We start from the raw sequence: 25,200 nt of genomic DNA on the forward strand, positions 1-25,200 counted from the left end.
AGCGTTGGCAAAAGTCGTCGATGTCACAAAACACTTCTTCTAAACTAGTCATAGGAGGGGCTCTGCTGATGTTTCTCTTAAAGCTCAGCTTATCCAGTCCCTCCCTTTCTTATCCATAACTCAGGTTCTCGTAGCAGAAGAGCATGGTACTCGACCGTTTCGTGGATAGGCAAACTACCCAACTAAGAGTTCCAGCCTTGCTCAGCTTGGTCTAGCACATAAGCAGCGACATCTTCGATCTGGACATCATCCAAACGGCCCTTAAATGCAGGCATGGCATTTTTACCATTCCGAACTTGATTCTGAATCGCTTCGATCGAGGCCATTTCGTATTTTTCTAAATCCGCCTTTTGGAGCGTTTTCGCTGGATTAACCATGTTGCGTCCATTCATATGGCAAGAGGCACAATTTGCCCCAAAAACCTTAGCCCCATTGGAAAAGTCAGCCGCCAGAACAGATGGCGCAAAACTAAATACAGTGACGATGAGCAACAGCACAGCACACAAAATTCGTTTCAAGGGAATACCTCTCTCGGATCTCTGGACTGTTTCCCATTTTCATGACCCCATTTTCAACTGTCAAAAGACGCTGCGTCAAAGATGACAGCAGCTTAATGCATGCTTATGTTTCACTGCCGTGGTACGTAAATGGCTGTTATGAACCAAGAATAAATTCCCCCATGCACAACAACCATTCACATGCCTAGGGCATGCAAAGCCATGAAGCATACAGGGTGAGCATGATCGACCGGATACGGTTAGCAAGGCTAGATTGAAAGACAGCAAGCCACTCACCAAAGAGGCTTATTACAATGCTCAATTGAATACCAATGCTCAACCAAACCGTACTAAAGATAGGAACGCGATCGTTAATCGTTAAGTAGTTGTACTGGACGATTTTGGCATTGCAGTGAGGCTTCCAAGACCACCCATCTGCATTTTTTGATAAATTCCCTTGGTTGGAGCTAACCAGACCTTTCCCGTTCCTCGAAACGTTTGCAGGAATCCCTCACCACTGGCCAAGGTTCCAAACAAACTCTTCGTTGATTTCTCAACCGAAAACTCAATATTACCAGTCCGTAATATGGCAAAATTACCGTCTACTTGCAATGTCTCATTCTTCAACTGAATACATCGAACCTCTTTGGCAGGCACAGGCAACTCAAAGACGCAAATCCCGTCCCCCTGGATCTTCGTTTGGAAGAATCCCTCACCTCCCAAAAATGCTGATGAGGCGTTCTTTTGCATGGCAATTCCCACGTTCAATTGTCCTTCCGAACAGAGGAATATTCCCTTGTCAGCAATCAATTCCTCATTTCGAAGTTGATATATCAAGAAGTGGCCAAAGGATGGCTCTAGGTAAAGCTCACCCGTTCCCCGGTAGCGAGGTTTGAACGCGACCTCACTGGTCAGCATTTTATTCAGCATGGCTTTCCCAATGCCAGCCATCCCCCCCGACTTGTTTTCCATCTCTAAACGGCCATGCATAAAATGCAACGCTCCCGCTTCAATTTGGGCTTCACTGTTGTGAAGCGTAATCTTTACTTGCTTTAGCCGTAGTCCAGCCTGGTTTGCAAAGAAAATAGTCTGAGCTGTAGATGGATCGTGAGAGCCAGACAACGTGCGATAGGCCAATACCTCCACCTTGAAACCATGATTTTTCGCCACGTCCATTACCTGAAGCACATCTTCTGAGCTTTGAGCAGCCAGTTGAGTAGATGCGTTGCTCGTTGCAGAAAAGGGAGAGAGAGGCGCGATCGCATCGGATTCGGATTCAACCATGTCACCCTGCGAAGCACGAGTCTGAGTGAGTTGCTTGGCCCGCTCAAACAAACCACTAACTTTCGAGGCCAGCATCCAATCTCCTGGCTCTTGCCGAACCTCGGTTTCAGGAACAATCAAGCCGTCGATCACAGCCTGAACCAAATCACAAGGAGACAAAGGGCCAACTTCCTGCCCCATTCGCTTGTAGTACCACAAGACAGCCATAGGATTCTCCTTAATACTTACTCCCCAACATAGGGCACACGGTAGCCATCAGACATTGGAGCATGCAGCACATTAACACAAATCCAAACGATCAGCGATTCAAAAATTCGGATTATCGCAAATTCAGAAGGTTAGATTATCGAATTTTCAAAAATTCAAATCATCAAACTAGAAAGTATCTCCTGACATGCCATAAAAGAGATCACGAGAATCTCCTGCCATATAAAGCTTTGAGTGGCCTTCAACCAAAACACTCACTAATCGATTCATCCAAATTGTTGCCAATCCAAATGATAGGATTAACAGATTTTGATTAATTTGAAAATTCAAATTAACAAATTTTTGGATTGCTAAACACTTAAATTAGATATAATTCGGAAATCCAGTAATTTAAGTTGCCATGCAAATCGTGGTCGCAGTTTCTCTAAGTGGGGGACAAGGAAAAACGACTCTAACGTTGTTGCTGTCTCGTCTGCTGAACCAGATGGGGAAAAAGGTGTTAGTGCTTGACGCAGATCCACAAGCGAACTTGACCTTTTACACAGGGACAGAGCTTGCCAGAGATGAACCATCTCTTTTGGAGGTGTTACAGGGGAGTGTCGAGATTGCAGAAGCCATTGTTGAAGCTTCGGATGGTCTATTTATCGTGCCTTCAGACACAACCCTGTCCCAAGTGAATGATTTTTTAGCGGCTTCAGGGGCGTCCGCAAATATTTTGAGGTTAAGGCTGAAACCTGTTCGGGACATTTTTGATTTTTGCTTAATTGACGTGCAACCCACAAAATCTCAGCTTTCCGTCACGGCACTGGGGGCCGCAGATCTGCTCATTATTCCAGCCGAAGCCACGACAAAAGGAACAAACTCAGTCTTAGAAACACTAACGTTTGTTGACAAACAGGAGGCGATCGAAGCGTTTAGAGGCAGCATCCTTGGGATTGTTCCATTTCGAGATCGATGGGTAGGCTCAAATCAGACAGAAGAGAGCCGCGATAATGTGGCTGCAATGAAAGAGATTGCACAAGACCGAGAGATCGCCCTATTCCCTTCGATCCTGGAGTCTGAGCAGTTTAAGCGGGCAATTCGTCAAGGTAAATCATTAGCTGAATTGGGCTATCCAAATCTGGAGTATCCACTTCAAGCAATCGTGGAGGCAATCAATGAGTGATGCGTTAGAACGACTAAGGGCACGCACAGCAGGAAAGAGGCGCGTGCCTCCAAGACAAGATGAATGGGGTCCTCAGCATAGCCCAGAACCGCAAATGCCCGCAGCATTACCAGTTGAACCTAAAAGAAGGGCGGTTGGCAAAAAACGGCAGGGCTGGAAGCAAATTCATCCTTATGTCCCTGAAGAGATCTACGCAGCTCTGAACCTGGAAATTGCGAAAGCGAAAGCGGCGGGAGATGCCGAAATTGACCAAAGTGCTGTTATCCTCCCTCTTCTCGTTCAGTGGCTCAGCGAGCGAGGGGTCGAAATCAACCTAGATCTTGAATAATTGCGCTTCCGATAATCTGGATTTCCATTCATCCAGATTATCGGAAGCGCTTTAGGATTACGATGGGATTCATTGTCGTGAACTTGGATATTGTATGATGCTGAATTACACTAAAATTACACTACAAAATTATTACTATGCCAAGACGCCTCAATCGAAAGTGTGTAGCGTGTGCAGAGCTTAGTGTGGAGGATGCGATCGCGCTCCATGGAGATGAAGGAGACGGTTGCTGGGAGCCTAGCAAGTGCCATCGTCGGAGATCCCACTACCGTCATCGAGATGACAACAATCGGCGGCGACGGCGACAAGGCTTGGCGGTAAAAGATGGTTTGCTACCGTCCCCAACGGCGTATGGAGCGGTACTCTTATTGGTACGTGATGGAGCAGATCAACCAATTCATGCGATTGGGGTTGAGATATGGCAAGGCAATCAAAAAATTGAAGCGATCGCGGCTCAACACACGATTGGCATGCGCAGCAGAGACATTCAAACCTACCTGCAAGAGTTGTTAGGAAAACTAACCGAAAGCTACGGAATCGCCAAATTTGATCCCCCTCCAAAAGAGATCCCAATCAGCCAATGTCCAATTCCAGCCTGCCCCCATACCCATGAGTAGCAAAGAGTTAGACGCTGCAATCAAGGATGCGATCGCGGACCCAAGAGAAGCAAACATTGGGGAATTGTGCATCATGCTCGATGCCGTTTTGGTAGACCTCCCCCATCACCAACAATTAGAGCAAGGTGGTCGTTACATCGCTCAAATTGCTGAAGTATTTTGGATGAGAGTTGATGCCTTAGCTTGTGAGCGTCCAGATGTGGTTGAAGATGCGATCGACCTTTCTAACTTTTTTCGACAAAGTTTATCTTTGCCAATCGAAAATTTTTCTCACTCAATTCCTAGGTACAGGGCACAGAAGGCCAACCCCAACAAGCCTCTCAAGCCCTTACCTCAAAAGACGATTGAAGAGTGGATTGAATCGGCAGAAGTCAAGCGAAAAACGATTTTCTCACTATCTCATCATGAGGATATTGAAGGCTGGGCACGGCGAGTCAGTACAGTTTTACAAAGACCCATGTCCTTTCATGAGCTGCAAATAGCTTTAAAGGATGCACCATGGATTGAGATTTGGATGGGAATTTTGTTGGGCGGGTTTGAGGTTGAAATAGAACCAGAAGAGGCGGATAGCGAAAGTTTTTACAGGGCCAATTTTGTCGTTCATCCCAAATAACGTTTCAATAGTTGGGTACGACCAAATGCTGCGATCGCTCCTCGTCGTGACGATGTTTGAGTAGATCCCTGCTGCCGACCTATACAGATGCATCAACAGATATAGAATTTCCTGCCTGCTTTCAACTGAATTAGAACTCACGCAACATCCATTCCGGACAAGCAGCAACAACATTGAGTGAAATGGACATTACGCAATTTTACTCAATCCACTATGAGTTATGTGTTGTATTTTGTACTGAGCACACAACCCACATGCGCAGGTTTGACCGATATTTTTGGGGAAATTGACCATAGAAGGTTAGCTTCTTCCAAACCCATCAGGGACCTCTAGATGGTTGTGTAGCAAAGCTGTGATCAGTCTTATATTTTACAGGAAGATCCATGAAGCGCATTCCTCTCCTGCTTGCCAGTTCGCTTTTGGCAATGGTGCCAGTATCGGATGGTTTAACTCAACCTTCCGTTTGTACAGATGCTGTAGTGAGTTGCATGGCCCTGCCCAGCCGCATCAGTTCTACAGCAGTAGGCAGTTCGCCCATACGGGTTACCGGGCTCATCATTAACCGACAGCGTCTTGGCAATCATAATTTTCTAAGGTGGGGAGGCACGGTAACCAATGTCGGTCGTCAAACCGTATTCGTTGAAAAACTGATCGTGCGCGTAACCAGGTCGGATGGCCGCACCTCTAGGGTCGAGACAACAGACATCACTGTTTGGAGACATCTTTCGCCAGGGTCTTCTGCCACAATTGACTATCCGATCTCTTTTGAAAGCCCGATGCGGATTACTGGGTTCGAGCTTTTGGCCGTAGATGCTCAATGGTAAAGCTACCTGCTTAATACCGTGATTGATACAACGCTAAGCGCTCTATCAATGTAGAAATCATGGAAAACCCCTCATGAGAATGACTTTTACCGCTCTCATGGGGGGTTCAAAGCTATTCAGCACCATCAGCCTAAACTTTCACAAAGCATGCTCAGTTAATCGTTAAATCAGCCCTCAAAAGCTTTAGATCAATGGCTTTCATGTTCTTGAAGCGATCGCACAAAGTATTTCTTCTTCACTTGGAGCGATCAGTATTGGAAAGGTGGCGATCGCCTCAACTACAGCCCCAACAGCACTGCAAGCTCTATTAACTAAGCCTGACGCACGTGTGTCAGGTACCGAGGGCTGAGCCTCGATACCCGACACACGCACAGCAGATTAGGTAGAATTGCGTAAACCTATCAACCAGCAATGATTGCTTCAATTTGACTGAGCAGTTCTTCGAGCTGCTGACTCTTGTCTGGATTTTTCCAGACCCGCTTATTCTTTTTCGCCTGTTGCATGACCTGTGTTAAGCGATGATGCAATGCTGGTTTCGAGGTTTCCTTAACCTCACTTGTAAGCGATTTCACTCGTTGTTTAATTTCGGAAAGACTAAGCCCTTTTTCCGTTGCTTCTTGAATGAGGTGGAAACGGGTCTCTGCATCTTTCACGCTGGCTAAAATAATTCCCTTGGTGTAGTGAATATCTCCCTGTCGAATACTCGCAAGAATTTCTGGGGGTTTCTTAAGCAGCGGCAGCCGAGTCGCAACAAAAGATTGCCAGGTAATACGCCCAACCGAATCAAAGACCTGTTTAACAACTTCCGCTTCAGGGCTAACCAAAACGTTTTGGTTAGAAATGCCCTTAGCCGCATTGTTCATTCGATAGAGCAAGCTGACCGCTTCTTCCATGCTGCAACCCAGCTGAATTTCAAGCAGGCGCAAGGTATTATCAAGCTCTTCTAATGCACTAAAATCGCGACGGTTTGCATTTTCTGAAATTGCCGCATGAAACGCGGTGCGGTCGTCCCAGTTGAAGACCTTGATGGGAACTGTTTCCAACCTAAGGATTTCTGCCGCTTTGTATCGACGAAGCCCAGCGACTAGCTCATACTTATCCGGCTGAAAAGGATGGGGACGAACCCACAACGCAGAGCGGATACCATTGATTTGAATATCGTTGTGCGCCCATTGGTTCAGCTCATCAGGATCATAGTAGTGACGCACAGGGTTACCGTCTGGCACAAAGGTAAAGGTGCAAAGAACAGACTGAAGCAGAGCGACTTGGTCTTGGGCCTCCTGTGCAGCTTGGGTAATTTGCTGAACAACAGCTTGCCCAAAGACAAAGCTAAGCTCTTCACTTTGGGCGATCGCATCCTTGAGTTTTCGACGAGTAGTCATGATTGAGACTCAAATAACATTAAAGCTTCTGTTAGTAGATTATGAAAACAACGGGCTGCCGCCTTAGCCGCACCTCCCTTCATCCGAAATACAGTGCTGGCTTGGCCCGGAGCATCTTTAATACACTGGCGATCGGGAAGGGTTGTATGCAGCAGCGGCAAAATTCCCTGATTTAGGGCTTCTTGCGCTTCTCGCAACAGAATTGTGTTGTCCTTTACAGCATTGAGATAAAGAGCCGCCGAGGGTGATCCGGATCGGATTTCTTTAGCCTGCCGAACAAACTGAACAATCTTGCCTGTACTGGCCAGGTCTATCATCGAATCTCGACAGGGAATCAGGATGAGGTCAGCGCGAATTAGAATCGCCTTTGTCACCTCATTAGCATTACCAGGGCCATCGACAATGACCATGTCATAGTGACTCGACAGCTTAGGTAATTCGTCAAATAGTAGCTCTGGATCGCTAATGACGGTATACGGTAACTTGAGTTCTGCAATCCAGGCGGAAGAACTTTGCTGCCCGTCTGCATCAACTAAGACGGTAGAGATACCTTGTTGCACAAACCAATCTGCAGCATGCACAGCGCCGGTTGATTTCCCAGCACCTCCTTTTTGGTTGGCAAACGCCAGGATTTTGGGAAGTTTGGCTGGAAGTTCTGAGGGTTTGGCCGCTTTGAGTTTGGGCATGAGTTAAATAACCAAAACCTATGGTTTGATAGTATCACCGTTTACGAGACATGGCACAGAATTTTGGATATTAACCAAAACGTTTTGGTTAATATCCAAAATTCTGTATTGGCATCCTTGCAGCCTCTTTAGTTTTGGCATAGGTGCTGCACACCAGAACTTTATCTGACCTTAAAAACCGTTCCTTCTAGACAATCCAGCACGATTTCGAGGTCGTGATAATTCAGCCAGCAGCTAAACCTAAGTTCATGCTCTTTAGAAACCCATCAGATATCCCATCGTTCACTCACCCAATCCGAAATCACACCAGTCAAAGCTGTATTGATATCTTGGATAAAGGTCTTCAACTATCCCAGAGATTCTAAATCCGTACTTAATTCATGATTTGCTGAAAGAATGAAATCTAGCCGTGTCTCGCTTTTGGCCATTGCCCTGGTGGGTTCCCTGATGGGCGGTTGTTCTGCGATTATTGGCGATCGCGTTGATCCAGGAAATGTTGCTCTGCTGGTTGATAACTACGGTGGTGAAGCAACCCGAGGCGTTGAGAATGCACAGCTCTTCACAGGCGGGCGAGTTACCTATAACTCCGTAACTCAAACGCTGTACGAGTTCCCCGTATTCTTCCAAACCCTAAATTTCGAGGGCGACCAAACCATTCCCTTTTCTCTATCTGGTTCTCGTGCAACGGTTGACTTAGGCGTAACCTATCGATTTAGGACAGATGCGGTCAGTGGCGATCGCCCTAACTACACGTTTGTTCACTCCTTCTTTCAAAAGTATCGAGTGGCCCCTGAAGTGTTCTCAGCCACAACATTGAGAAACGGACTGCGAGACTGCGCAAACGAGGCAGTTGCAGGGAGCAACCCAGTTGAATTTGCCAGTGCTCCCACACGCTTTCAGGAACCATTAACCAATTGTTTGACCGAAATGTTTCCCAAAATTGAACTGAAGGAAGTTTCTTTACTGTCTCCACCAGTTCTGCCCGAGGCCATTCAAGCCTCAATCAACAATGCCTTTCAAGCTCGGCAAGATGCTGAAGTCGCCAATGCTCGCCGCCAGCAGGCCGAAGCAGAAGCGGCGGCTAACCGGGCAAAGGCTGAAGGCGATGCAGCAGTTGAAGTGATTCGAGCCCAGGCCCGAGCTGAGGCAAACCGTTTGGAAGCGGCCAGCATTACCCCCGAATTAGTTCGGTTGCGCCAGACAGAAAACGATCGCATCCGCGCCGAAAAAGGGCTATATTCTCAACCGGGAATGACTGTTCAAGCAGGGAATGTGCAAATTCCCGCACCCTCTGTCTCACAGCCCGCTGAATAAGCCATCGCGATCGCGATTTTTAGGGAAGAGCGCGCGATCGCACCATGACCGCGCCTCTTAAAGCTCCTCCGACGAATGGCAGCCATTCCCTCTAGATCTCATCTGTAAAAGGACAGACGAAACCAGAGATGAGGCGCTTGTCTATAGCGCCAATCTTGTGTAACTTTAGTTTAAATTGCTCCCAGTTACACAAGAAAACGGATATGACTCGACCGATAACTCCTGCCAAGCTCCACGCCACTCTTAAACGCCTCAGCTTAGAGCAAAAACAAGAACTTTTGATATGGCTGAGTGCAGTCATCGCGGATGAGCAAGCATCGCTTTTGCAAGAGTCCGTGGCCAAACCAGTCAGCAGCGAATCACGCCATTATGAAGGCAAAACATATCAGCAAGAAAAGCGTCGCTGCTATCGAGCCGGATGTAAATGTATGAGTGGTGAGCTGTCAGAGGTCGGACATGGCCCCTATTGGTATGCCTATTGGAAAGACGGAGGCAAGATGCACAATCGCTATATTGGGAAACGGGCTCCATGGGAAGCTAAGGCTAAACAGGACAGTCGTACAGAGCCTAAGAGTTGAACAATCTACGATGCTCCTAGGCCGTTTCTGCTGCTCTAGCGGCTCAAAACTACTGCCCTACACTGCGATCGCACAGCAGCCTATCTAACCTGGAGAAGAACAGCTTAATTGCTCAGGATTAATCTGAAATTGGATGCTCGCAGAGCTGCGTTTTTTCCCAGGCAATTCCTGCGCACTCAGGATATAGCCGCTCTCGCGCAGCTCATCCACTGTCCGCCAAAAAATCTGGTTATTCCGAGACGAGTTGCTGCCCAGCAAATCTAAGTTTTTAAATAGATATTGCTTCGAGATCTTTAGATATTTACCGTCTTCAGGGCTATCCCATTTCATACGGCTTGCCAAATACATCAAGAGCTTCGTTTTATAGTCACTCTTGGCGTTACTCCCCAGCTTTTGGGTAATGTCGATATTATTTGCAAACAAGACGTAGTCACCAGTACGCCCCGGACCTTCAAAAAACTCTAGCGACACCGTATAGGCATCTGCCAACTCATAAGTATAGTCAGCAGCTTTCGCTAAATCAAAGTCTCGTGGAATATTGTCGATTTCATAGTCTTTAATCCGCAATACGCTCTTGATTGTGACCTTTGCCCCTACATTTTTGCCCTTGCGCAAGGATTGGGCAAAAACCAGCTCTGTTCGGTGTAGGGCAACCAAGTCTCGATTGAGCTGCGATCGCAGTTTTGAGGGAAAGCCTCCATCTTTGGTGCGCGTGTAGCCCAAGCTCTCTAATAAATCGTTGGACCGAAAGTGAACCAACGGCCCCCGTCCTTGTTGTGCCGCTTGCTTATATAGATAAAGCACAATCGAGACCTGACGAGGGTTCAAGAAGGTTAGCAACGCCATAAACAAGCGTTGTAGCTTACGGTCCTGAATCTTCTCTAGTCCCTTGCTAATTCCTTGATCGACACAGGCACTGAGATCAAGTTCAGCATACTGACGATTGAGCTCTTCCCACTCCTCACTCGACAGGTCTTCCAATGGCACTCGACGAGTCACAGCCACTTCTGTTGATTCTTGGGGATCGGCCTCAACCCGCATTTCAAGGTAATAGCCATCTTCATCGGCTTGAAGAATCGGTAGCCGAATATCTGGATTTTTGATGGAAGCTCCAGCCCTCGGCAACACCATCAGCAACTGGCTATCAACGGGAAATCCCTTATCGTCTAATTTGTTCACCCTAGCGTCCTCTATCCTTGAAAACACAGTGCAATAAGCTTTTTGCCGACAGATGGTTGGCCCACAGATAGTCGAGCCAGCAACCAGGATTCACATTTCCTGAGGAGATTGCCCAAATTCTAGCAGTGGATCTAGCGATCAGTGCACTCCTCCCAAAACTTTGTGAACCAGCATCTATGGGTGCAGGCTCTACACAAGCGGCATTGAACACTAGATATAGTCCTCTTCCCACCTCTGTTATAGGAGCATGATCAAGAGCCTGTAACTCCGGCGTATGTTTTTCACGAGTTGACCTGTCACTCCGGCGTACAAATTCAGCCTGTAACTCCCGCGTATGGGTTGAGACAAGCCTGTAACTCCGGCGTATGTTTTTCACGAGTTGACCTGTCACTCCGGCGTACAAATTCAGCCTGTAACTCCCGCGTATGGGTTTCAGGTAAGCGTTTACCCTCAAAGCATTTGCGCCAAATGTTCTTGATAACAAGCCTGGATTGTGAGCGAAAAAGAGCCTGTAACTCCCGCGTATGAAGCTCATTTAGCTTTTACTTTTGCCATAGAGATATACCTGTCACTCCGCCGTATTGAAGACCTATCACTCCGGCGTATGCTCAGTGATCCCCAAAGGCTTTGGCTCTCGCTAGAAACCTGTAACTCCGGCGTATCTGGTATCTGTAACTCCCGCGTATTGGCTGTTTTGCCCTCTTGAGAACCAAAATTTTCAGTGTTAACCTTCAGGCAATCTTGTACGAATGTACTGAGTGATTAAGCTGTCATTCAGCTTTGGCAACTGATGCCAAATCAATTCAGACAGGGCGAGATTTCATAAATAGACCCCTAGGCGTCCCTACCACAGTCGGCCAAGGGGTCTGGTTAACTTGTTCACTCCAATAAAAGTTGGAGCTAAAGTCATGTGTCTAGATTTTAGCAAGCGATCCAGCATCGTGATGGATTCTTGTGTCTTTGTGCTGCGGGAGGATCACGGGTGTCCTACCAGTGTCCTTTCTCTTGATCAGGGAGGTGATGAGTTATCGTCGCTTCTCTAAGACTGAATTCGTTTGGGCCGATTACCGAGTGGGGGAATGATTTTTTACAATTGTTCCCTCATCGGTATGACTATATTTATGCGCCTCATCCTCAACCAGGAAACCCGCCCGAGTGGCAGACCGAAACGCGCCACCCTCTGTCAGATCGGTTGATAGAGCAGGGAGCATTTCTTTACGGGGTTCGATTTGGAGCAGAAACGGCTTATGTCCTATTAGATATTGATAGACAAAGCTGTTATCACCCCATTCACGATCCATTCATTCTGAAACGTTTGACGGCTGCTCTTGAGCCTCTAGGGATAACCCATGCGATCGCGGTGTCGAGTTCGTACAGTGGGGGTATTCATATCTATGTGCCGTTTTCACAATCTCAAAAATCATCGGCGATCGCTCTAGCTGTACAAACCTTAATTGAGGTAGCTGGATTCAAGATTGCCCCTGGACAGTTAGAGCTGTTTCCCGATGCAAAACCCTACATTCTTGGGAGCCGTCCGCGTTTGTATGCAGCACATCGTTTGCCCTTGCAGTCGGGTTCTTATGTTCTGAATCAAGATTGGGAACCTGTACATACAACCCACTATACGTTTGTGAAGCAGTGGCATTTTTGTGCTTCCCAAAATAGCGTGACTACCCACACGATTGAACAGGTATTACAAACGTATCGACGTCGAGCTTATCCAGTTTCTGCTAAGGCTACGAAGTTTCTGAATGATCTCAATGCTGAAATTGAGCCGGGGTGGAGTGGTCATGGTCAAACCAATCGTCTTTTGGGACGCATTGCCATGCGGGAATATATTTTTGGCCATCTCTTAAGTGACCATGCTCCGCTAGCTGGAGATGAGCTAGTCCGCAAAATTGTCCAAATCGCAACAACGCTTCCCGGCTACTCCCAGTGGTGCCGCCATCAGCACGAGATTCATAAACGAGCTGAGGATTGGGGCCGAGCTGTGGAAGCAAGCCACTATTTTCCATACGGTACAAGCTCTCAACGGCTTCGGCCTTTGAAAAATACGGCAGGGTCACTGCCATCTACGTTGTCTTGGAATGAACAGCAAACAAAAGGAGCTCGAGAAAAAATTCGCCGAGCGATCGCCCATATGCTTAATGCAGGAACGCTACCCGCTACCGCAACTGCTCGATTCTCAGCATTAGTTCAATTTGGGATTGGTGGCAGCACTCTATATCGCCATCGGGATTTATGGCACCCAACAGAATTTCAAACAGAGGATCAGCCTGACCTGAATGATGCCGAATTCCCCCCAAACCCCCCTGATCAACTAAAGAATGGTGCTGGGGCGCAATCTTTGAGAGATTACGTCCCAGCTACCAAAAGCTTATTGGAGCTATCTGCCCGTAATCCCTTATGTATCAAGGGTTTGAAAGATCAACAAGCCTCTCAAATTCTCTCAGCTCGTAATTCTGTGAAGAGCGTTAAAGAACAACCTTTCCCGAGTGCCTCGCAACCCCTGCATGAACCTCCCGCAGAGGTTGCATACTTGCACCAAAAACGAGCAACTCAGCGCTTCTTAGACCGGATGCAGCAATACTTGTCATCGGGGGATTCAATTTTGATGGCTGAGGCGCAATCTTGGCTCCCTCAAGCTGAGCAGCTATTTACCAAAACGCAGGATGACTCGACTCACCATCAATTGAATGAGGTGAATGAGGCGGATGAGGCGGATGAGGCGGATGAGGCGGATGCCAAATCGACCTCGCCGGTTCACCTAGGACGCATTACCAATGCTCAGGAGCTGCGCCAAGTCTTTAGTGCGATCGCAGCTCACCTAGACCGATTACGATGGACATCAGAACAAATTCACCAATGCGTGCGGGCTCAATTTGGGAAGGGATCTCCAGCATTGTTGACCGATGAGGAGCTTCTCAAATGGCTCCATGAGCTTGGCCACCAGTAATCCTGTGCAACCAGCTGTGGATGGTTTTGTTTTGACCTGCGCAACGCTTGATGCAGAAGGTCTCGTCTGGATGGGTTACCGGCTTGAGCCTGGAGACTTGGTTGGTAACCAGATGTAGAACTCGGTTCCTTTTCCTAACTCTGACTGCACTTCTAAACGACCCCCATGTTTTTCGACGACTATTTGATGGGCGATCGCCAATCCTAAACCTGTTCCTTTTCCGACCTCTTTTGTGGTGAAGAGATGATCAAATACTCTCTGTTTGACCTCTTCACTCATGCCTCGGCCATTGTCACCAATGCGAATCTCCACCGCATCTTGTTCAGGCAGTGCTGCGGTTTGAATCGTAATGTGTTGCAGACCCTCTGCATGCTTATCAAACGCAGGCTGCTGCGCTAGCTCGTCAAATACATCAATTGAATTGGCGAGGATGTTCATAAACACCTGATTTAACTGCCCAGGAAAACAATCAATCAGCGGGAGATCGCCATAGTCTTTGAGCACTTCAATAGCGGGACGGAACTCATTGGCCTTGAGTCGATATTTCAGAATCAAAATCGTGCTGTCGATGCCTTCGTGCAGATCTGCACGAACTTTGTGCTCAGTATCAGCCCGAGAAAAGGTGCGTAAGCTTGTGCTGATGCTGGTAATGCGATCCGTGGCTCCCTGCATAGAATTCAGTAGCTTGGGCAAGTCCTGTAGCAAAAACTCCAGGTCGATATCCTCAGCATGTTCCTGCACCGGTTTGGTCGGTGGCAAATGGCGCTGATATGTTGCAAGGTGCTCAAACAAATCTTGCACATAGTCTTTGGCATTGTTGATGCTGCCATTGAGAAATCCGATGGGATTGTTGACTTCGTGAGCCACGCCTGCGACCAAGTTGCCCAGGGTTGCCATTTTTTCATTTTGAACCATTTGCAACTGAGCGTGCTTCAAATTATTCAGGGCCGCTTCTAGTTCTGCTGCTTGGTATTGCAGCTTCAATTCAGCAGTTTTTTGATCGGTAATGTCATCTGCCAGCGAGGCAACTCCAATTAATTCACCAGCTTCGTTGACAAGAGGACAGTTATACCAAGCGCAAAAGATAGTTCTGCCATCTTTTGTCACGTTTTCGTTCACGCTGGAGTTGCTGCCCTTCTGCACCAAAATTTCGGAGGAAATTTTTTCGATTTGGGCTTGAATACTTTCAGGGACGAGTAGTTGAATTGGACGCCCCAACACTTCGTCTTGGGTGTAACCAAATATTTTTTCTGCGGCTGGATTCCAGCTGGTAATTTGCTGATCAATATTCCACTCGATAATCGCTAGGGGGGTTTGTTGAACAAGGAGTTGGTTTCGTTGTTGAGAGGCTCGCAGGTTGGCTTCGACAATACTCAACTCATTGAGCGATCGCTCCAGTTGCTGAGAATGTTGTTGCGACTGGGCATAGAGTCGAGCATTTTCTAGGGAAATGGCCGCTTGAGTGCACAACAGATTGAGGAGTTCAACCCGGTCGGCGGTGAATGCACCTGCAACGAGGCTGTTTTCTAAGTACAAGACACCCAAAAATACCCCTTGGCGCATAATGGGGCTGCATAGAAGGCTTTTAGGTTGTTGGCGACGAATGTAGGGATCGCTCGCAAGAGTTGCATCTGCACTCGCATCGAGCAACACAACCGTTTGACCCTCATGTTTAACTTTGTAAACAAGTTTTAGAGGAATATCTTGGCTCTCTTCGATAGGAATACGCTGAAAAACAATTGGCTGCGATCCTGCCGTCATAGATCCTTTAATCAATAGGCGATCGTCTCGCAAAAGCATCAACACGCATTTATCTGCCCCAGCACTTTTGAGCACAATCGATAGCAGCGATGCCAGCAGTTTTTCCAGTTCAATTTCGCTAGAGAGCGTTTGAGACGCCTTTAAAATCGTTGCCAGATCGAGTGAACCCGAGATGGTAGAAGCAGAACTGCTAGACGTACTGGCTCCTGATGAAAACACTGTTTCGTGAATGGAAGGCGACGTGGAAGACTGCTGAAGGATAGGAGCCAGCAAATGGGGATAGCGACGTTCCAAATCCGCAACTTTGGGTTTGGCTCCCCAGCGGGCATAGCCATAGTAAGCCTGCGTCATATAGTCCTGGGCAATGCGGACTTTTCCCCAAGCCAGGTAGAACTTAGCCGCTAGTTCATTGGCCAGCGCCTCTTCTTGAAGATAAGCATTGGCTTGGGCATCGGCGATCGCCCGGTCATACAAATCAATGGCCAAAACCCGATCCTGTAGCAGCCTTGCCTTTTCTGCCTCGATCAAGGTGTACTTGTGTTCAAAATTTTCGGGTGCATCAACCATCCACACCTTCATGTGAGCTTGGTTGACTTCAACTTGTTGAAGAATTTGGGAGAGTTGCCTGAACATCCTCTCCAGGGCTATGTTCAGCTTGATAAGAATCATCGCATTGAGCCAGCAGCGCTAGAGAGTAATAGAAGTTGTGAGTACTGACCGTAATAAATCCAGGCACAGCGGCGATGTAATCGGTGGCCTGAGCTGCATAGTTAGCAGCGGCTTCATACTCGCCAAACAGATAGTTGAGAATGCACTTGGCCACGTACATTGCAAACGGCAGCGTTCGGTCGTTTCCAGCGCAAAACAGGGGAAGCAACTCAGCTTCGTCAAAATTCTTGCCCGTTAGCTGCAAAACAGACTCGGATTCCCCCAGCAAGTTTGAGACTAACTGCTGCCAAACTGCTGCATTGTAAAGCGCATGGTCTTGCTTTGTTTTCAGCAGAATCTCCAGTGCAAGAGATTGCTTTTTTTGAACCTCCTCTAACGGTTCTCCCGATAGGAAAGAGTGGGTACAACCATGAGCTGTTGCATAGCTAGCATATTCAATATCTCCAGTTTCAAAGCCGATGTGGCTGGCTCGGGTGAGAGGTTCGATTGTGGCTCGAATGGGCTGTTTCCAGGGTTTAATAAAGCTGTTGAACAGGTTGTTCACTCGGCATTCCAGATCTTTTGCCGAAAACCGCTCGACGAGCTTGAGGGCCAGTAAGCCTGCCTCATAGCCAGTATCCAGCAAATGGTCTTCCAACCCACCTAACAATAACCCGTAATAGATATAGCCAAGGGCCGTCGCTGAGGCTTGACCATGTTTTAGGCTCAGCGCAATCATGGTGGTCACCATGCGCGGCAACAGCTCTGGCTGGGTGGTGTAGGCCGATGGAAATAAGGCCATTAAGGTGTGCTGGATGGCAAGCTGATTTGGGTCGTCCATGGTTGGCATGGATTCAAGATCAGCCACTGTGGGTAATTGAATGTCTAACAGTGAAGGGGCCTCATTCAAGTCCACTCCTAACAGCTCAAGTGCTGACATCCCTGCTGCCAAGGCTTTGGGCATTTCAGCCTGAGCCATGTACATTTGAATTTGTAACTCGTAAATTTTGACGCGATCGCGCAAATTCGTTGTGTGTTGCGCCACCACATTTGCTAGGGCTTGTGCCTTGGCAAAATGAATGTTCAAATATTCGGCTTCAACGGCCGCTTCATAGAGGGCCAATGTCAAATGATATTGATGTTGCCAACTGTCAGATGCCAGTAGCTGAATTCCGGTGTCAAAATACTGAGCGGCGGCGGCATAGGCGGTTGACGAGCGAGCTTTCCGCCCTGCCAAAAGATTCAGGTTCGCCAGGTGGTTCCGTTCATCCTGGGATAGCACGAGTTCCACGCCTGCGTTCAAATGGTTGACAATATCAAAGATCTTGTCTTCTCGATCGCTTGCCGATGTACTGTTGAGAAGCAGCTGTCCGATTTTGAAGTGGGTTGCTTGTTTCTGATCTTCTGGAATCAGCGTATAGGCGGCTTGTTGCACGCGATCATGTAAAAACCGATAGGTGCAGTTGCCCGCCTGCTGTAGACGGGTCAGGGTTTCATCCGTAGCATCGGCAGCCTCGGCGGTTTGTTCCGCTGGCGAGAGTTGATAAACCTTGTAAACGTCGCTGCTGGGCAAAATTAACCCCTCTTGCAGTGCCTTCCATAGCTTGAGTGCGACTTGGGCAGCCGTTTGTTCAGAAACGATGGCTAAGGTGTCTAGATCAAACTGGGTTCCCACACAAGCGGCCAGCTTCAGCATTTGCTGCGTTTCTGGCGGCATTTTCTGAATCTGAAGCGCCATAAACTCGACGACATCATTGGCGATCGCCGAAGTTTTCACACCAGCCAGATCCCATTGCCAGCATCCAGCATTTGGCTCAAATGCAATGTAGCCATCCTGCCGCAGAGCTTTGAGAAACTGGGTGGTGAAGAAGGGATTACCCTGAGTCTTTTGATAGGTTAATTGGCTGAGGGGTAATGCTTTCGCCAGATCACAGCTGAGTGTGTCTGCAATTAAGTGATGCATATCGACTCGGCTGAGGGAGCCTAGAGTCACTGTAGTGAGGGTTGCGCCAGCTTGGGCGATTTCTCCCAGGGTTTGCATCAGGGGATGGGCTGGAGAGACTTCGTTATCTCGATAGGCGCCAATCATGAGCAGATGGCCGATTTCTTGCCCAACAAACAACACCTGCATCAAGCTGAGGGAAGCGGCATCTGCCCACTGCAAGTCATCCAGAAATATCACCAGGGGATGCTGCCGAGTTGCAAACACCGCAATGAACTTTTGAAATAGCAAGTTGAAGCGGTTTTGAGCTGAGTTCCCTGAGAGTTCAATGGTCGGTAACTGCTTACCGATAATTTGTTCCAGCTCTGGAATGACATCAATCAGCACTTGCCCATTTTCGCCAACGGCAGAAAGGATGCGCTGTTTCCACTGGTTGAGCTGCGTGTCGCTTTCACTTAGCAGTTGGTCCATTAAATTGCGCAATGCCTGAACAAAGGCAGAAAATGGAATATTGCGGTTGAACTGGTCGTATTTGCCTTTGATGAAGTAGCCTTGCTGCTGAGTTATTGGCTTGTGGACTTCATGAACGACGGCTGTTTTGCCAATGCCAGAAGACCCTGCTACAAGTACGAGTTCTGGGGTTCCTTGAGTGACCCGCTCAAAGGTATCCAGTAATGTTTGAACTTCTGCTTCGCGCCCATATAACTTTTCGGGAATCATGAAGCGATCGCTGACATCCCGTTGACCAAGTGGAAAGGGAACGATGGCTCCGGTTGCCTGCCATTGGCTCAAACATTGCTGGAGGTCGTGTTTGAGACCCAGCGCATTTTGATAGCGATCTTCTGCATTCTTCGCCATCAGTTTTGCAACGATTGCCCCCACGATGGCGGGCACAGCGGCGTTGACCTGCTCAACGGGGGTGGGCATTCTTGCAATGTGGCAATGTACCAATTCCAGCGGATCGTCTGTGGTAAAGGGCAAAACCCCGGTGAACAGTTGGTACAGGGTTACACCCAGAGCGTAAAAGTCTGCTCGATAATCCACTCCCCGATTCATGCGTCCGGTCTGCTCTGGAGCCAGGTAGGACAGCGTTCCCTCTAAGGTGTTGGGGCTTTGGATTTCTTGGGTTTCTTTGGGTAGTAACGACGCGAGGCTGAAGTCAATGAGCTTGACCTGTTTGGTTTCTGGATGAATGAGGATATTGGAGGGTTTAATATCTTTGTGGACGACCCGGTGTTGAGCTAAGTCGTGCAGAATGTCAGCTAGTTGGATGGCGATCGCCAACACTTCTTCCAGCGTTGGGCTATGCCGTTGAAGGTAGTGCCCTAAGTCGATGCCACCCCAATCCTCCATCACCAACGCGTAGCCTTTGCCCAACGGTTCTAGCCCAAGCGGTTGAATGATGCCAGGAATGGACAGATGTTTGGCGATTGTATACTGGTTGCGAAACTGCACCAACTCTCCAAAGCTAGGGTACTCTCGCTGCAGCACCTTGATGATCACCGATTGTTGAGTGGTGGTTTGTACTGCTCGATAAACCGCTGTTCGAGATCCCAGATACAGTTGCTCAACAATCGTGTAGCCAGAAATCGTATCAAGGGCGTGAGCAGAGGTGCCGACTAAAGAGATCATAGAACCAAGAGAACGCGATGTGGAGAGATCAGTCTTATCCATAGAGTTCCCGCTCTCCAGGCTAACCCAACAGATACCCGATCCTCTGGTCCCACGAGGAACGCGCTTTGTTTAACTGACCACGGGGCGATCGCGGTCTTCGCAACCTGTGTACTAAGCTAAAACAGCTCATCCCTTATCTCCTGCCATGCCGAAGCCGTCATCCCTATTTCCGAGCGATGAAGCCTATACGGACTTCTTAAGTAGCCTAAAGACCCGAATCCGCAGTGCACAGATACGGGCATCGCTGGCAGTTAACCAAGAATTGGTCATTCTGTACTGGCACATTGGTCGAGAAATCTTGGCTCGTCAGCACATGCAAGGGTGGGGAGCCAAAGTAATTGAACGGCTGGCCAAGGATCTGAAGCAAGAGTTCCCCACCATGAAAGGGTTCTCCCGTACGAACCTCCTGTATATGCGGGCGTTTGCCCAGGCATGGCCAGACGAAGAATTAGTCCAGCGATGCGCTGGACTAATTCCATGGCGACACAATCAAATTCTGCTGGACAAACTGAAAGATCCAGAGGAGCGAGTATGGTATGCCCAGAAATCTCTTGAACATGGCTGGAGCCGGGATGGTTTGGCGATTCAGATCGCAACTGGCTTGTTTCAACGCCAGGGTGGGGCAATTACCAACTTTGAACGAACCTTACCCTCTCCCCAGTCAGATTTAGCGCAACAGCTCATCAAAGACTCCTATCACCTCGACTTTTTGGCCCTGGGGGAGTCGTTTCAGGAGCGCGAATTGGAGAAGGCGCTCGTGGATCATATTCGGGATTTTCTCCTAGAGTTGGGCGTTGGTTTTGCCTTTGTTGGCAACCAGTACCGCCTCGAAGTATCCAGCAATGAGTATTTTCTGGATTTGTTATTTTACCATCTAAAGCTTCGTTGCTTTATTGTGATCGATCTCAAGGTGACAGAATTCAAGCCCGAATATACCGGCAAAATGAACTTCTACATTTCGGCTGTGGATGATTTGCTTCGGCACCCAGATGATAACCCGACGATTGGTATCGTGCTGTGTCGGTCAAAAGATCGAACCATTGCTGAGTATGCACTGCGAAATATCAATACTCCCATGGCAGTTGCAACCCATCAATTGCCCGAACAGTTGAAAGATAGCCTGCCAACTGTTGAGCAACTAGAAACAGAACTCAATGCTGCCCTTTCAGGCTTAACACAAGCAGAGGATCGGAATTCATCTCAGTCGAATTTGGACTAGGTTGCACAATTCAAATCATCGTTGATTCGAATTAGCAGAAATCTGCTGATTGAAAGTCTGGGCGATCGCCACGACTCAACGATCCGTTACAAAATCAGCACGAATGTTCCTATCAGGACGAGGCCGGTTCCTAAAACCACTTTGAGGGTTAACGGCTCACCCAAAAATAAAACAGATAGGAGCAGCACCAAAACCAACCCTGACTTATCAACGGGTGCAACTAACGACGCATTGCCAATTTGTAACGCTCTGAAGTAACACAGCCAAGATAATCCGGTTGCCACTCCAGAAAGAACCAGAAATAGCAATGTTTTGTGTGAGATAGAAAACACGTCCTGAACATGACCATTCACCCAGACAATACCCCATGCGATCGCCAGAATAACCACTGTCCGGATGGCGGTTGCCAGAGTAGAGTCGACATTCTCAACTCCAACTTTGGCAAAGATTGTTGTTAGCGCTGCAAAAAACGCGGAAAGTAGGGCGAAGATCCACCAGGCTTTCTCGTACCCCATTATTTTCTTATCTCAGCTATTGTTGTGCTGCTCATGATACGTCTCTCCATTTGTCACCATCGGTTTATCCATAGAATATGACCCTACAAAGTTGGAAGCATCATTGATGGAATGCTAGCCACTCACTTTAATTTCTTAAGGCTTGATTAAAACCAGGGTCGATATCGAACTTGATGCCATTATTAAAATTAATTCTCATTAGACTTTTTTAGGGCCTACTCCCGCTGAGACCTGTTGAACTCGCATGGCGCTGTTGACAGGTTATCATTCAACGCGATCGCCTCTCATCTGAGAGCTTAATTTTTTGCAATCAGTTAAAAGGATGAATCGGTTTTTGAGAGTAATTTTCTGAAAAAGCTGTGTCGATTGATAAAAATATGACTTGATTGCTTAATAGCTTTTGAGTTATGTTTGTCAGGCGAGATTCGCTGGGCACATTTGAGAGAATTTATCAGTAAGTTGCCGTTGAGGAAGATCTATGAGCAAGGAAGATAATCGCATGCAGGATGAGCTTAATTGCGCGAATTCCTCAAATTGGCAGGGGTTTATTTACCTCAGTGACATGGTCGAGAGTGACATGGTCGAGAGTGACATGGTCGAGAGTGACATGGTCGAAGGCTCTCATGGCTTATTCAGTTCACCGACCCGTTTGGCAGAAACCAAGCGCGCCCCGAAAGGAATGCCCTTGTCCGTTATGCAGACGGGCGATCGCGTTCAGATTGTTTCCCTGAATTGTGGAGACGCCAATAACCGTTTCATTGGCATGGGGCTGATGCCAGGAGTAGAGCTAGAGGTGATTAGCTGCACCTCGACAGGCTCCGTCATTGTGGCACTTCAGGATCAGCGATTGGGGTTAGGGTTCAAAATGGCGCAGCGCATTCGGGTGATTGATGTTGCACAAATACCGAATGGGCATCCAGATTTTTTTAGCAATAGGATGACAACGATGCAAACTACGTCGTCTGCACTTTCTTCGGTTGAGATTTGTACGGTGAAGTTACGGGATGTGGCGATCGGAGCCACATTACGAGTCGTTGGTTACGAACCGACTGCCCGTGACTACAAGCGCAAACTTTTAGCGATGGGGCTAACCCCAGGAACGGAATTACAAGTAAAACGTCACGCGCCCCTGGGGGATCCAACGGAAGTTACGGTACGAGGATTTCAGTTGAGCTTACGCAAAGCCGAAGCCGACGCCTTGATTGTTGTGCCTACTATCAGGAGCTGAAATATGACACAACTGACAGAAAAACACCCGCAAACGAAACAGCAAACAATCGGATTGGTCGGAAATCCAAACTGCGGTAAAACCACGTTATTTAATGCACTAACTGGAGCAAATCAGCGGGTGGGCAATTGGGCAGGGGTCACCGTTGAGCGCAAGGAAGGAAGTTACCGCCATCAGGGAGAATCGATTACGGTTGTTGATTTACCAGGAGTCTATTCCATTGATGCCGAAGATACCACTACCGGATTAGACGAACTGGTTGCACGAGATTATTTACTGTCTGGTGAAGCAGATGTAATTATTAACATTGTTGATGCGTCGAACTTAGAACGCAATCTCTATCTCACCACTCAAATCCTCGAAATGGGCGTGCCAATGGTGGTTGCTCTCAACATGATGGATCTGGCAGAGCGGCGCGAGATTCAGATGAATCCCCAGCGATTATCTGAACGGTTGGGGTGTCCGGTGATTCCCCTCTGTGCTCATACGGGCAAAGGTGTGCCGCTTTTGCGGGAGGCAGTACAGCAGGCTTTGTCACATCCGGTGCTTCCTCAAACCTATGTCGCTTACCCCAGTGTGATTGAAGAGGCCATCACAGAGCTAGTTTCTCTTTTGGAAGCACAAACGGATGTTCAAACCAAACATATTCGTTGGGCTGCCCTTAACCTGTTGCAGTATGACGATCGCCACCTTCCAAATTTAGGACACAATACCCTACAGTGCATTGCAACTCATCGCCATCGCATCCATCAAACGTTGGGTGAAGATACGGACCTGATCATTGCGGACAGTCGCTATACCTGGATTCATCAATTGGTTCAGGGTGTTTTGAACCGTACTCATGTGGTGCAACAAACCATATCCGATCGCATTGATCGAGTGGTGCTCAGTCGCTTCTGGGGCATTCCCATCTTTTTGGTGGTGATGTATCTCATGTTTTTAGTCTCCATTAACTTTGGAGGTGCTTTTATTGATTTCTTTGATATCGGCATTGGTACAATTTTTGTGGGTGGAACCGCGCATCTGCTTCAGCAAATCAATTCTCCCGGTTGGTTAATTGGGTTGTTGGCTGATGGGGTTGGGGGCGGTATTCAAACGACTGCTACATTTATTCCTCAAATTGGTTTGCTGTTTATCTTTTTGGCGATTTTGGAAGACTCGGGCTATCTGGCACGCGCTGCATTTGTGATGGATCGGTTGATGCGGTTAATGGGGCTTCCTGGTAAATCATTTGTGCCCATGATGGTCAGTTTTGGCTGCAATATTCCTGGCATTATGGCAACCCGAACGCTGGAAAATCGGCGCGATCGCCTCATGACCATCTTAATGAATCCGTTTATGTCCTGTGGGGCACGGTTGCCCATTTATGCGTTGTTTGTTGCTGCTTTCTTTCCCACCAATGGACAAAACATTGTCTTCCTGCTGTACATCCTGGGAATTTTGGCGGCCATTTTTACCGGATTGGTGATGAAACACACCCTGTTTCGAGGGGAAGCAGCCCCCTTTGTCATGGAATTGCCTCCCTATCACATCCCTACGGTTAAAGGCATTCTCATTCGTGCATGGGATCGGCTGAAAACTTTCATCAGCCGTGCGGGCAAGATGATCGTGATTATGGTGTTGGTTCTAGGATTAATCAACTCGGTCGGGGTTGATGGTTCTTTCGGGAAGCACGACAGCCAGGATTCGATTTTGAGTGCTTTTAGTCGCACAATTACGCCTGTTTTTACACCCATGGGCATCCAACAAGACAACTGGCCTGCCACGGTCGGGCTGTTTACTGGAGTGTTTGCCAAAGAAGTCATGGTTGGCACGATGGACTCGCTCTACACCCAACTGGCCCAGCAGGAAACTGGAGCCAGCAACGAACCGCCAGAGGTATTTGATTTTTGGGGTGGTATTGGAGAAGCCTTTGCCAGCATTCCAAACAACCTGGCAGACTTGACCAATCAGGTACTTGACCCAATTGGACTGGGCATTTTAAGCAACACGAATGACCAGCAAGCCCTTGCCGAAGCTCAGGAAATTCACTACACCACTTTTGGGCAGATGGCACTCCGCTTTGGTAGCACGACTGCTGCAATTTCTTTTCTACTGTTTGTCTTGCTATACTTTCCTTGTATTTCCGCGACTGCAGTTGTTTATCGGGAAACAAACCTGGGTTGGACAATTTTTGTGGGAGCTTGGACAACGGGGTTGGCTTATTGGGCTGCTACGTTCTACTACCAGTTCATGAGGCTGAATCAGTACCCAGTGAGTGCGATCGCTTGGTTGGTTGGGCTGATGTTGGTCATGGCAGGAACCGTGTTTGGGCTGAGAACGTTTAGCGATCGCAAAGGACAGCGTACTTGCGGCAGACGAGATAGAGTATGCTAAGAGACTTGCAAACTTACCTGCAACGACAGCGTCGAGCCTCTTTACACGAGATTGAACAGCATTTCCATACTGATGCCGATGCATTGCGAGGAATGCTAAATCAACTGATTCGCAAGGGACGGGTTCACAAAACAGAAGGGAGTAAATGTTCTCACTGTTGTCAGTGTGCACCAGAGGCGATCGAATTCTATGAATGGACAAATTAGG

At 48.0% G+C, this 25,200-nt stretch carries 20 protein-coding genes; 12 read left to right on the forward strand and 8 right to left on the reverse strand.

Features of this window, described 5'->3' with window-relative positions:
- Positions 1-182: 182 nt before the first annotated feature.
- Together petJ and ACQ4M4_RS14300 are read right to left on the reverse strand one after the other, a co-directional pair.
- Positions 183-518 (reverse strand): cytochrome c6 PetJ, encoded by a 336-nt coding sequence (gene petJ, locus ACQ4M4_RS14295; RefSeq protein WP_430685174.1) that lies wholly within the window; start codon positions 516-518, stop codon positions 183-185.
- A 357-nt stretch (positions 519-875) separates the two neighbouring features.
- Positions 876-1,988, reverse strand: a complete 1,113-nt coding sequence (locus ACQ4M4_RS14300; RefSeq protein ID WP_430685175.1) for an AIM24 family protein — start codon at positions 1,986-1,988, stop codon at positions 876-878.
- A 400-nt stretch (positions 1,989-2,388) separates the two neighbouring features.
- Between ACQ4M4_RS14300 and ACQ4M4_RS14305 the strand changes: the two genes are divergently transcribed.
- The 5 genes from ACQ4M4_RS14305 to ACQ4M4_RS14325 all read left to right on the forward strand — a co-directional run bounded on the left by ACQ4M4_RS14305 (position 2,389) and on the right by ACQ4M4_RS14325 (position 5,535).
- A complete protein-coding gene (locus ACQ4M4_RS14305) occupies positions 2,389-3,153 on the forward strand; it encodes a ParA family protein (RefSeq protein ID WP_430685176.1) in 765 nt (254 codons plus the stop codon).
- A 94-nt stretch (positions 3,154-3,247) separates the two neighbouring features.
- The gene (locus ACQ4M4_RS14310) at positions 3,248-3,481 is read left to right on the forward strand and encodes a hypothetical protein (RefSeq protein ID WP_430685177.1); all 234 of its coding nucleotides are present in this window, start codon (positions 3,248-3,250) and stop codon (positions 3,479-3,481) included.
- 137 nt (positions 3,482-3,618) lie between these two features.
- On the forward strand, positions 3,619-4,098 hold the full coding sequence (locus tag ACQ4M4_RS14315; protein ID WP_430685178.1) for a hypothetical protein: 480 nt from the start codon (positions 3,619-3,621) through the stop codon (positions 4,096-4,098).
- On the forward strand, positions 4,091-4,711 hold the full coding sequence (locus tag ACQ4M4_RS14320; protein WP_430685179.1) for a hypothetical protein: 621 nt from the start codon (positions 4,091-4,093) through the stop codon (positions 4,709-4,711). Before ACQ4M4_RS14315 ends, ACQ4M4_RS14320 begins: the two co-directional genes overlap by 8 nt.
- Before the next feature lie 383 nt (positions 4,712-5,094).
- Entirely contained in the window at positions 5,095-5,535 is a 441-nt protein-coding gene (locus ACQ4M4_RS14325; protein WP_430685180.1) for a hypothetical protein, read from the forward strand.
- 401 nt (positions 5,536-5,936) lie between these two features.
- Here the strand turns inward: ACQ4M4_RS14325 and ACQ4M4_RS14330 are convergent, their stop codons facing one another.
- Together ACQ4M4_RS14330 and ACQ4M4_RS14335 are read right to left on the reverse strand one after the other, a co-directional pair.
- Entirely contained in the window at positions 5,937-6,917 is a 981-nt protein-coding gene (locus ACQ4M4_RS14330) for a ParB/RepB/Spo0J family partition protein (RefSeq protein ID WP_430685181.1), read from the reverse strand.
- The gene (locus tag ACQ4M4_RS14335) at positions 6,914-7,603 is read right to left on the reverse strand and encodes an AAA family ATPase (RefSeq protein WP_430685182.1); all 690 of its coding nucleotides are present in this window, start codon (positions 7,601-7,603) and stop codon (positions 6,914-6,916) included. Before ACQ4M4_RS14335 ends, ACQ4M4_RS14330 begins: the two co-directional genes overlap by 4 nt.
- Positions 7,604-7,999: 396 nt before the next feature.
- Here ACQ4M4_RS14335 and ACQ4M4_RS14340 point away from each other — a divergent pair, with 396 nt between their 5' ends.
- Entirely contained in the window at positions 8,000-8,917 is a 918-nt protein-coding gene (locus ACQ4M4_RS14340) for a hypothetical protein (RefSeq protein WP_430685183.1), read from the forward strand.
- A 203-nt stretch (positions 8,918-9,120) separates the two neighbouring features.
- A complete protein-coding gene (locus tag ACQ4M4_RS14345; protein ID WP_430685184.1) occupies positions 9,121-9,495 on the forward strand; it encodes a DUF6788 family protein in 375 nt (124 codons plus the stop codon).
- Positions 9,496-9,579: 84 nt separating this feature from the next.
- Here ACQ4M4_RS14345 and ACQ4M4_RS14350 read toward each other — a convergent pair whose 3' ends face one another.
- Positions 9,580-10,674, reverse strand: a complete 1,095-nt coding sequence (locus tag ACQ4M4_RS14350) for a hypothetical protein (protein WP_430685185.1) — start codon at positions 10,672-10,674, stop codon at positions 9,580-9,582.
- A 1,093-nt stretch (positions 10,675-11,767) separates the two neighbouring features.
- Here ACQ4M4_RS14350 and ACQ4M4_RS14355 point away from each other — a divergent pair.
- Positions 11,768-13,630 (forward strand): hypothetical protein, encoded by a 1,863-nt coding sequence (locus ACQ4M4_RS14355; protein WP_430685186.1) that lies wholly within the window; start codon positions 11,768-11,770, stop codon positions 13,628-13,630.
- Positions 13,631-13,705: 75 nt separating this feature from the next.
- On the opposite strand, the gene ACQ4M4_RS14360 is transcribed toward ACQ4M4_RS14355, so the two are convergent.
- Both ACQ4M4_RS14360 and ACQ4M4_RS14365 read right to left on the reverse strand, forming a co-directional pair.
- The gene (locus tag ACQ4M4_RS14360; RefSeq protein ID WP_430685187.1) at positions 13,706-16,024 is read right to left on the reverse strand and encodes an ATP-binding protein; all 2,319 of its coding nucleotides are present in this window, start codon (positions 16,022-16,024) and stop codon (positions 13,706-13,708) included.
- Positions 15,987-19,613, reverse strand: coding sequence for an ATP-binding protein (locus ACQ4M4_RS14365; protein ID WP_430685188.1), 3,627 nt, complete (start codon positions 19,611-19,613; stop codon positions 15,987-15,989). Before ACQ4M4_RS14365 ends, ACQ4M4_RS14360 begins: the two co-directional genes overlap by 38 nt.
- Positions 19,614-19,800: 187 nt before the next feature.
- Here ACQ4M4_RS14365 and ACQ4M4_RS14370 point away from each other — a divergent pair, with 187 nt between their 5' ends.
- Entirely contained in the window at positions 19,801-20,874 is a 1,074-nt protein-coding gene (locus ACQ4M4_RS14370; protein WP_430685189.1) for a PDDEXK nuclease domain-containing protein, read from the forward strand.
- Between the two features lie 86 nt (positions 20,875-20,960).
- Here the strand turns inward: ACQ4M4_RS14370 and ACQ4M4_RS14375 are convergent, their stop codons facing one another.
- Positions 20,961-21,389 carry an EamA family transporter gene (locus tag ACQ4M4_RS14375; protein ID WP_430685190.1) on the reverse strand — a complete coding sequence of 143 codons (429 nt, stop codon included), beginning with the start codon at positions 21,387-21,389 and terminating at the stop codon, positions 20,961-20,963.
- Positions 21,390-21,867: 478 nt separating this feature from the next.
- Between ACQ4M4_RS14375 and ACQ4M4_RS14380 the strand changes: the two genes are divergently transcribed.
- From ACQ4M4_RS14380 to ACQ4M4_RS14390, 3 genes are read left to right on the forward strand one after another with little or no spacing between them, the layout of a single operon-like run.
- Entirely contained in the window at positions 21,868-22,617 is a 750-nt protein-coding gene (locus ACQ4M4_RS14380; RefSeq protein WP_430685191.1) for a FeoA family protein, read from the forward strand.
- A gap of 3 nt (positions 22,618-22,620) precedes the next feature.
- Positions 22,621-24,993 (forward strand): Fe(2+) transporter permease subunit FeoB, encoded by a 2,373-nt coding sequence (gene feoB / locus ACQ4M4_RS14385; protein ID WP_430685192.1) that lies wholly within the window; start codon positions 22,621-22,623, stop codon positions 24,991-24,993.
- On the forward strand, positions 24,987-25,199 hold the full coding sequence (locus tag ACQ4M4_RS14390; RefSeq protein WP_430685193.1) for a FeoC-like transcriptional regulator: 213 nt from the start codon (positions 24,987-24,989) through the stop codon (positions 25,197-25,199). The genes feoB and ACQ4M4_RS14390 overlap by 7 nt, the downstream gene beginning before the upstream one ends.
- Position 25,200: the final 1 nt, after the last annotated feature.

This window comes from Leptolyngbya sp. AN02str, assembly GCF_050565595.1.
In the GTDB taxonomy this organism is placed as follows: Bacteria; Cyanobacteriota; Cyanobacteriia; order Elainellales; family Elainellaceae; genus Kaiparowitsia.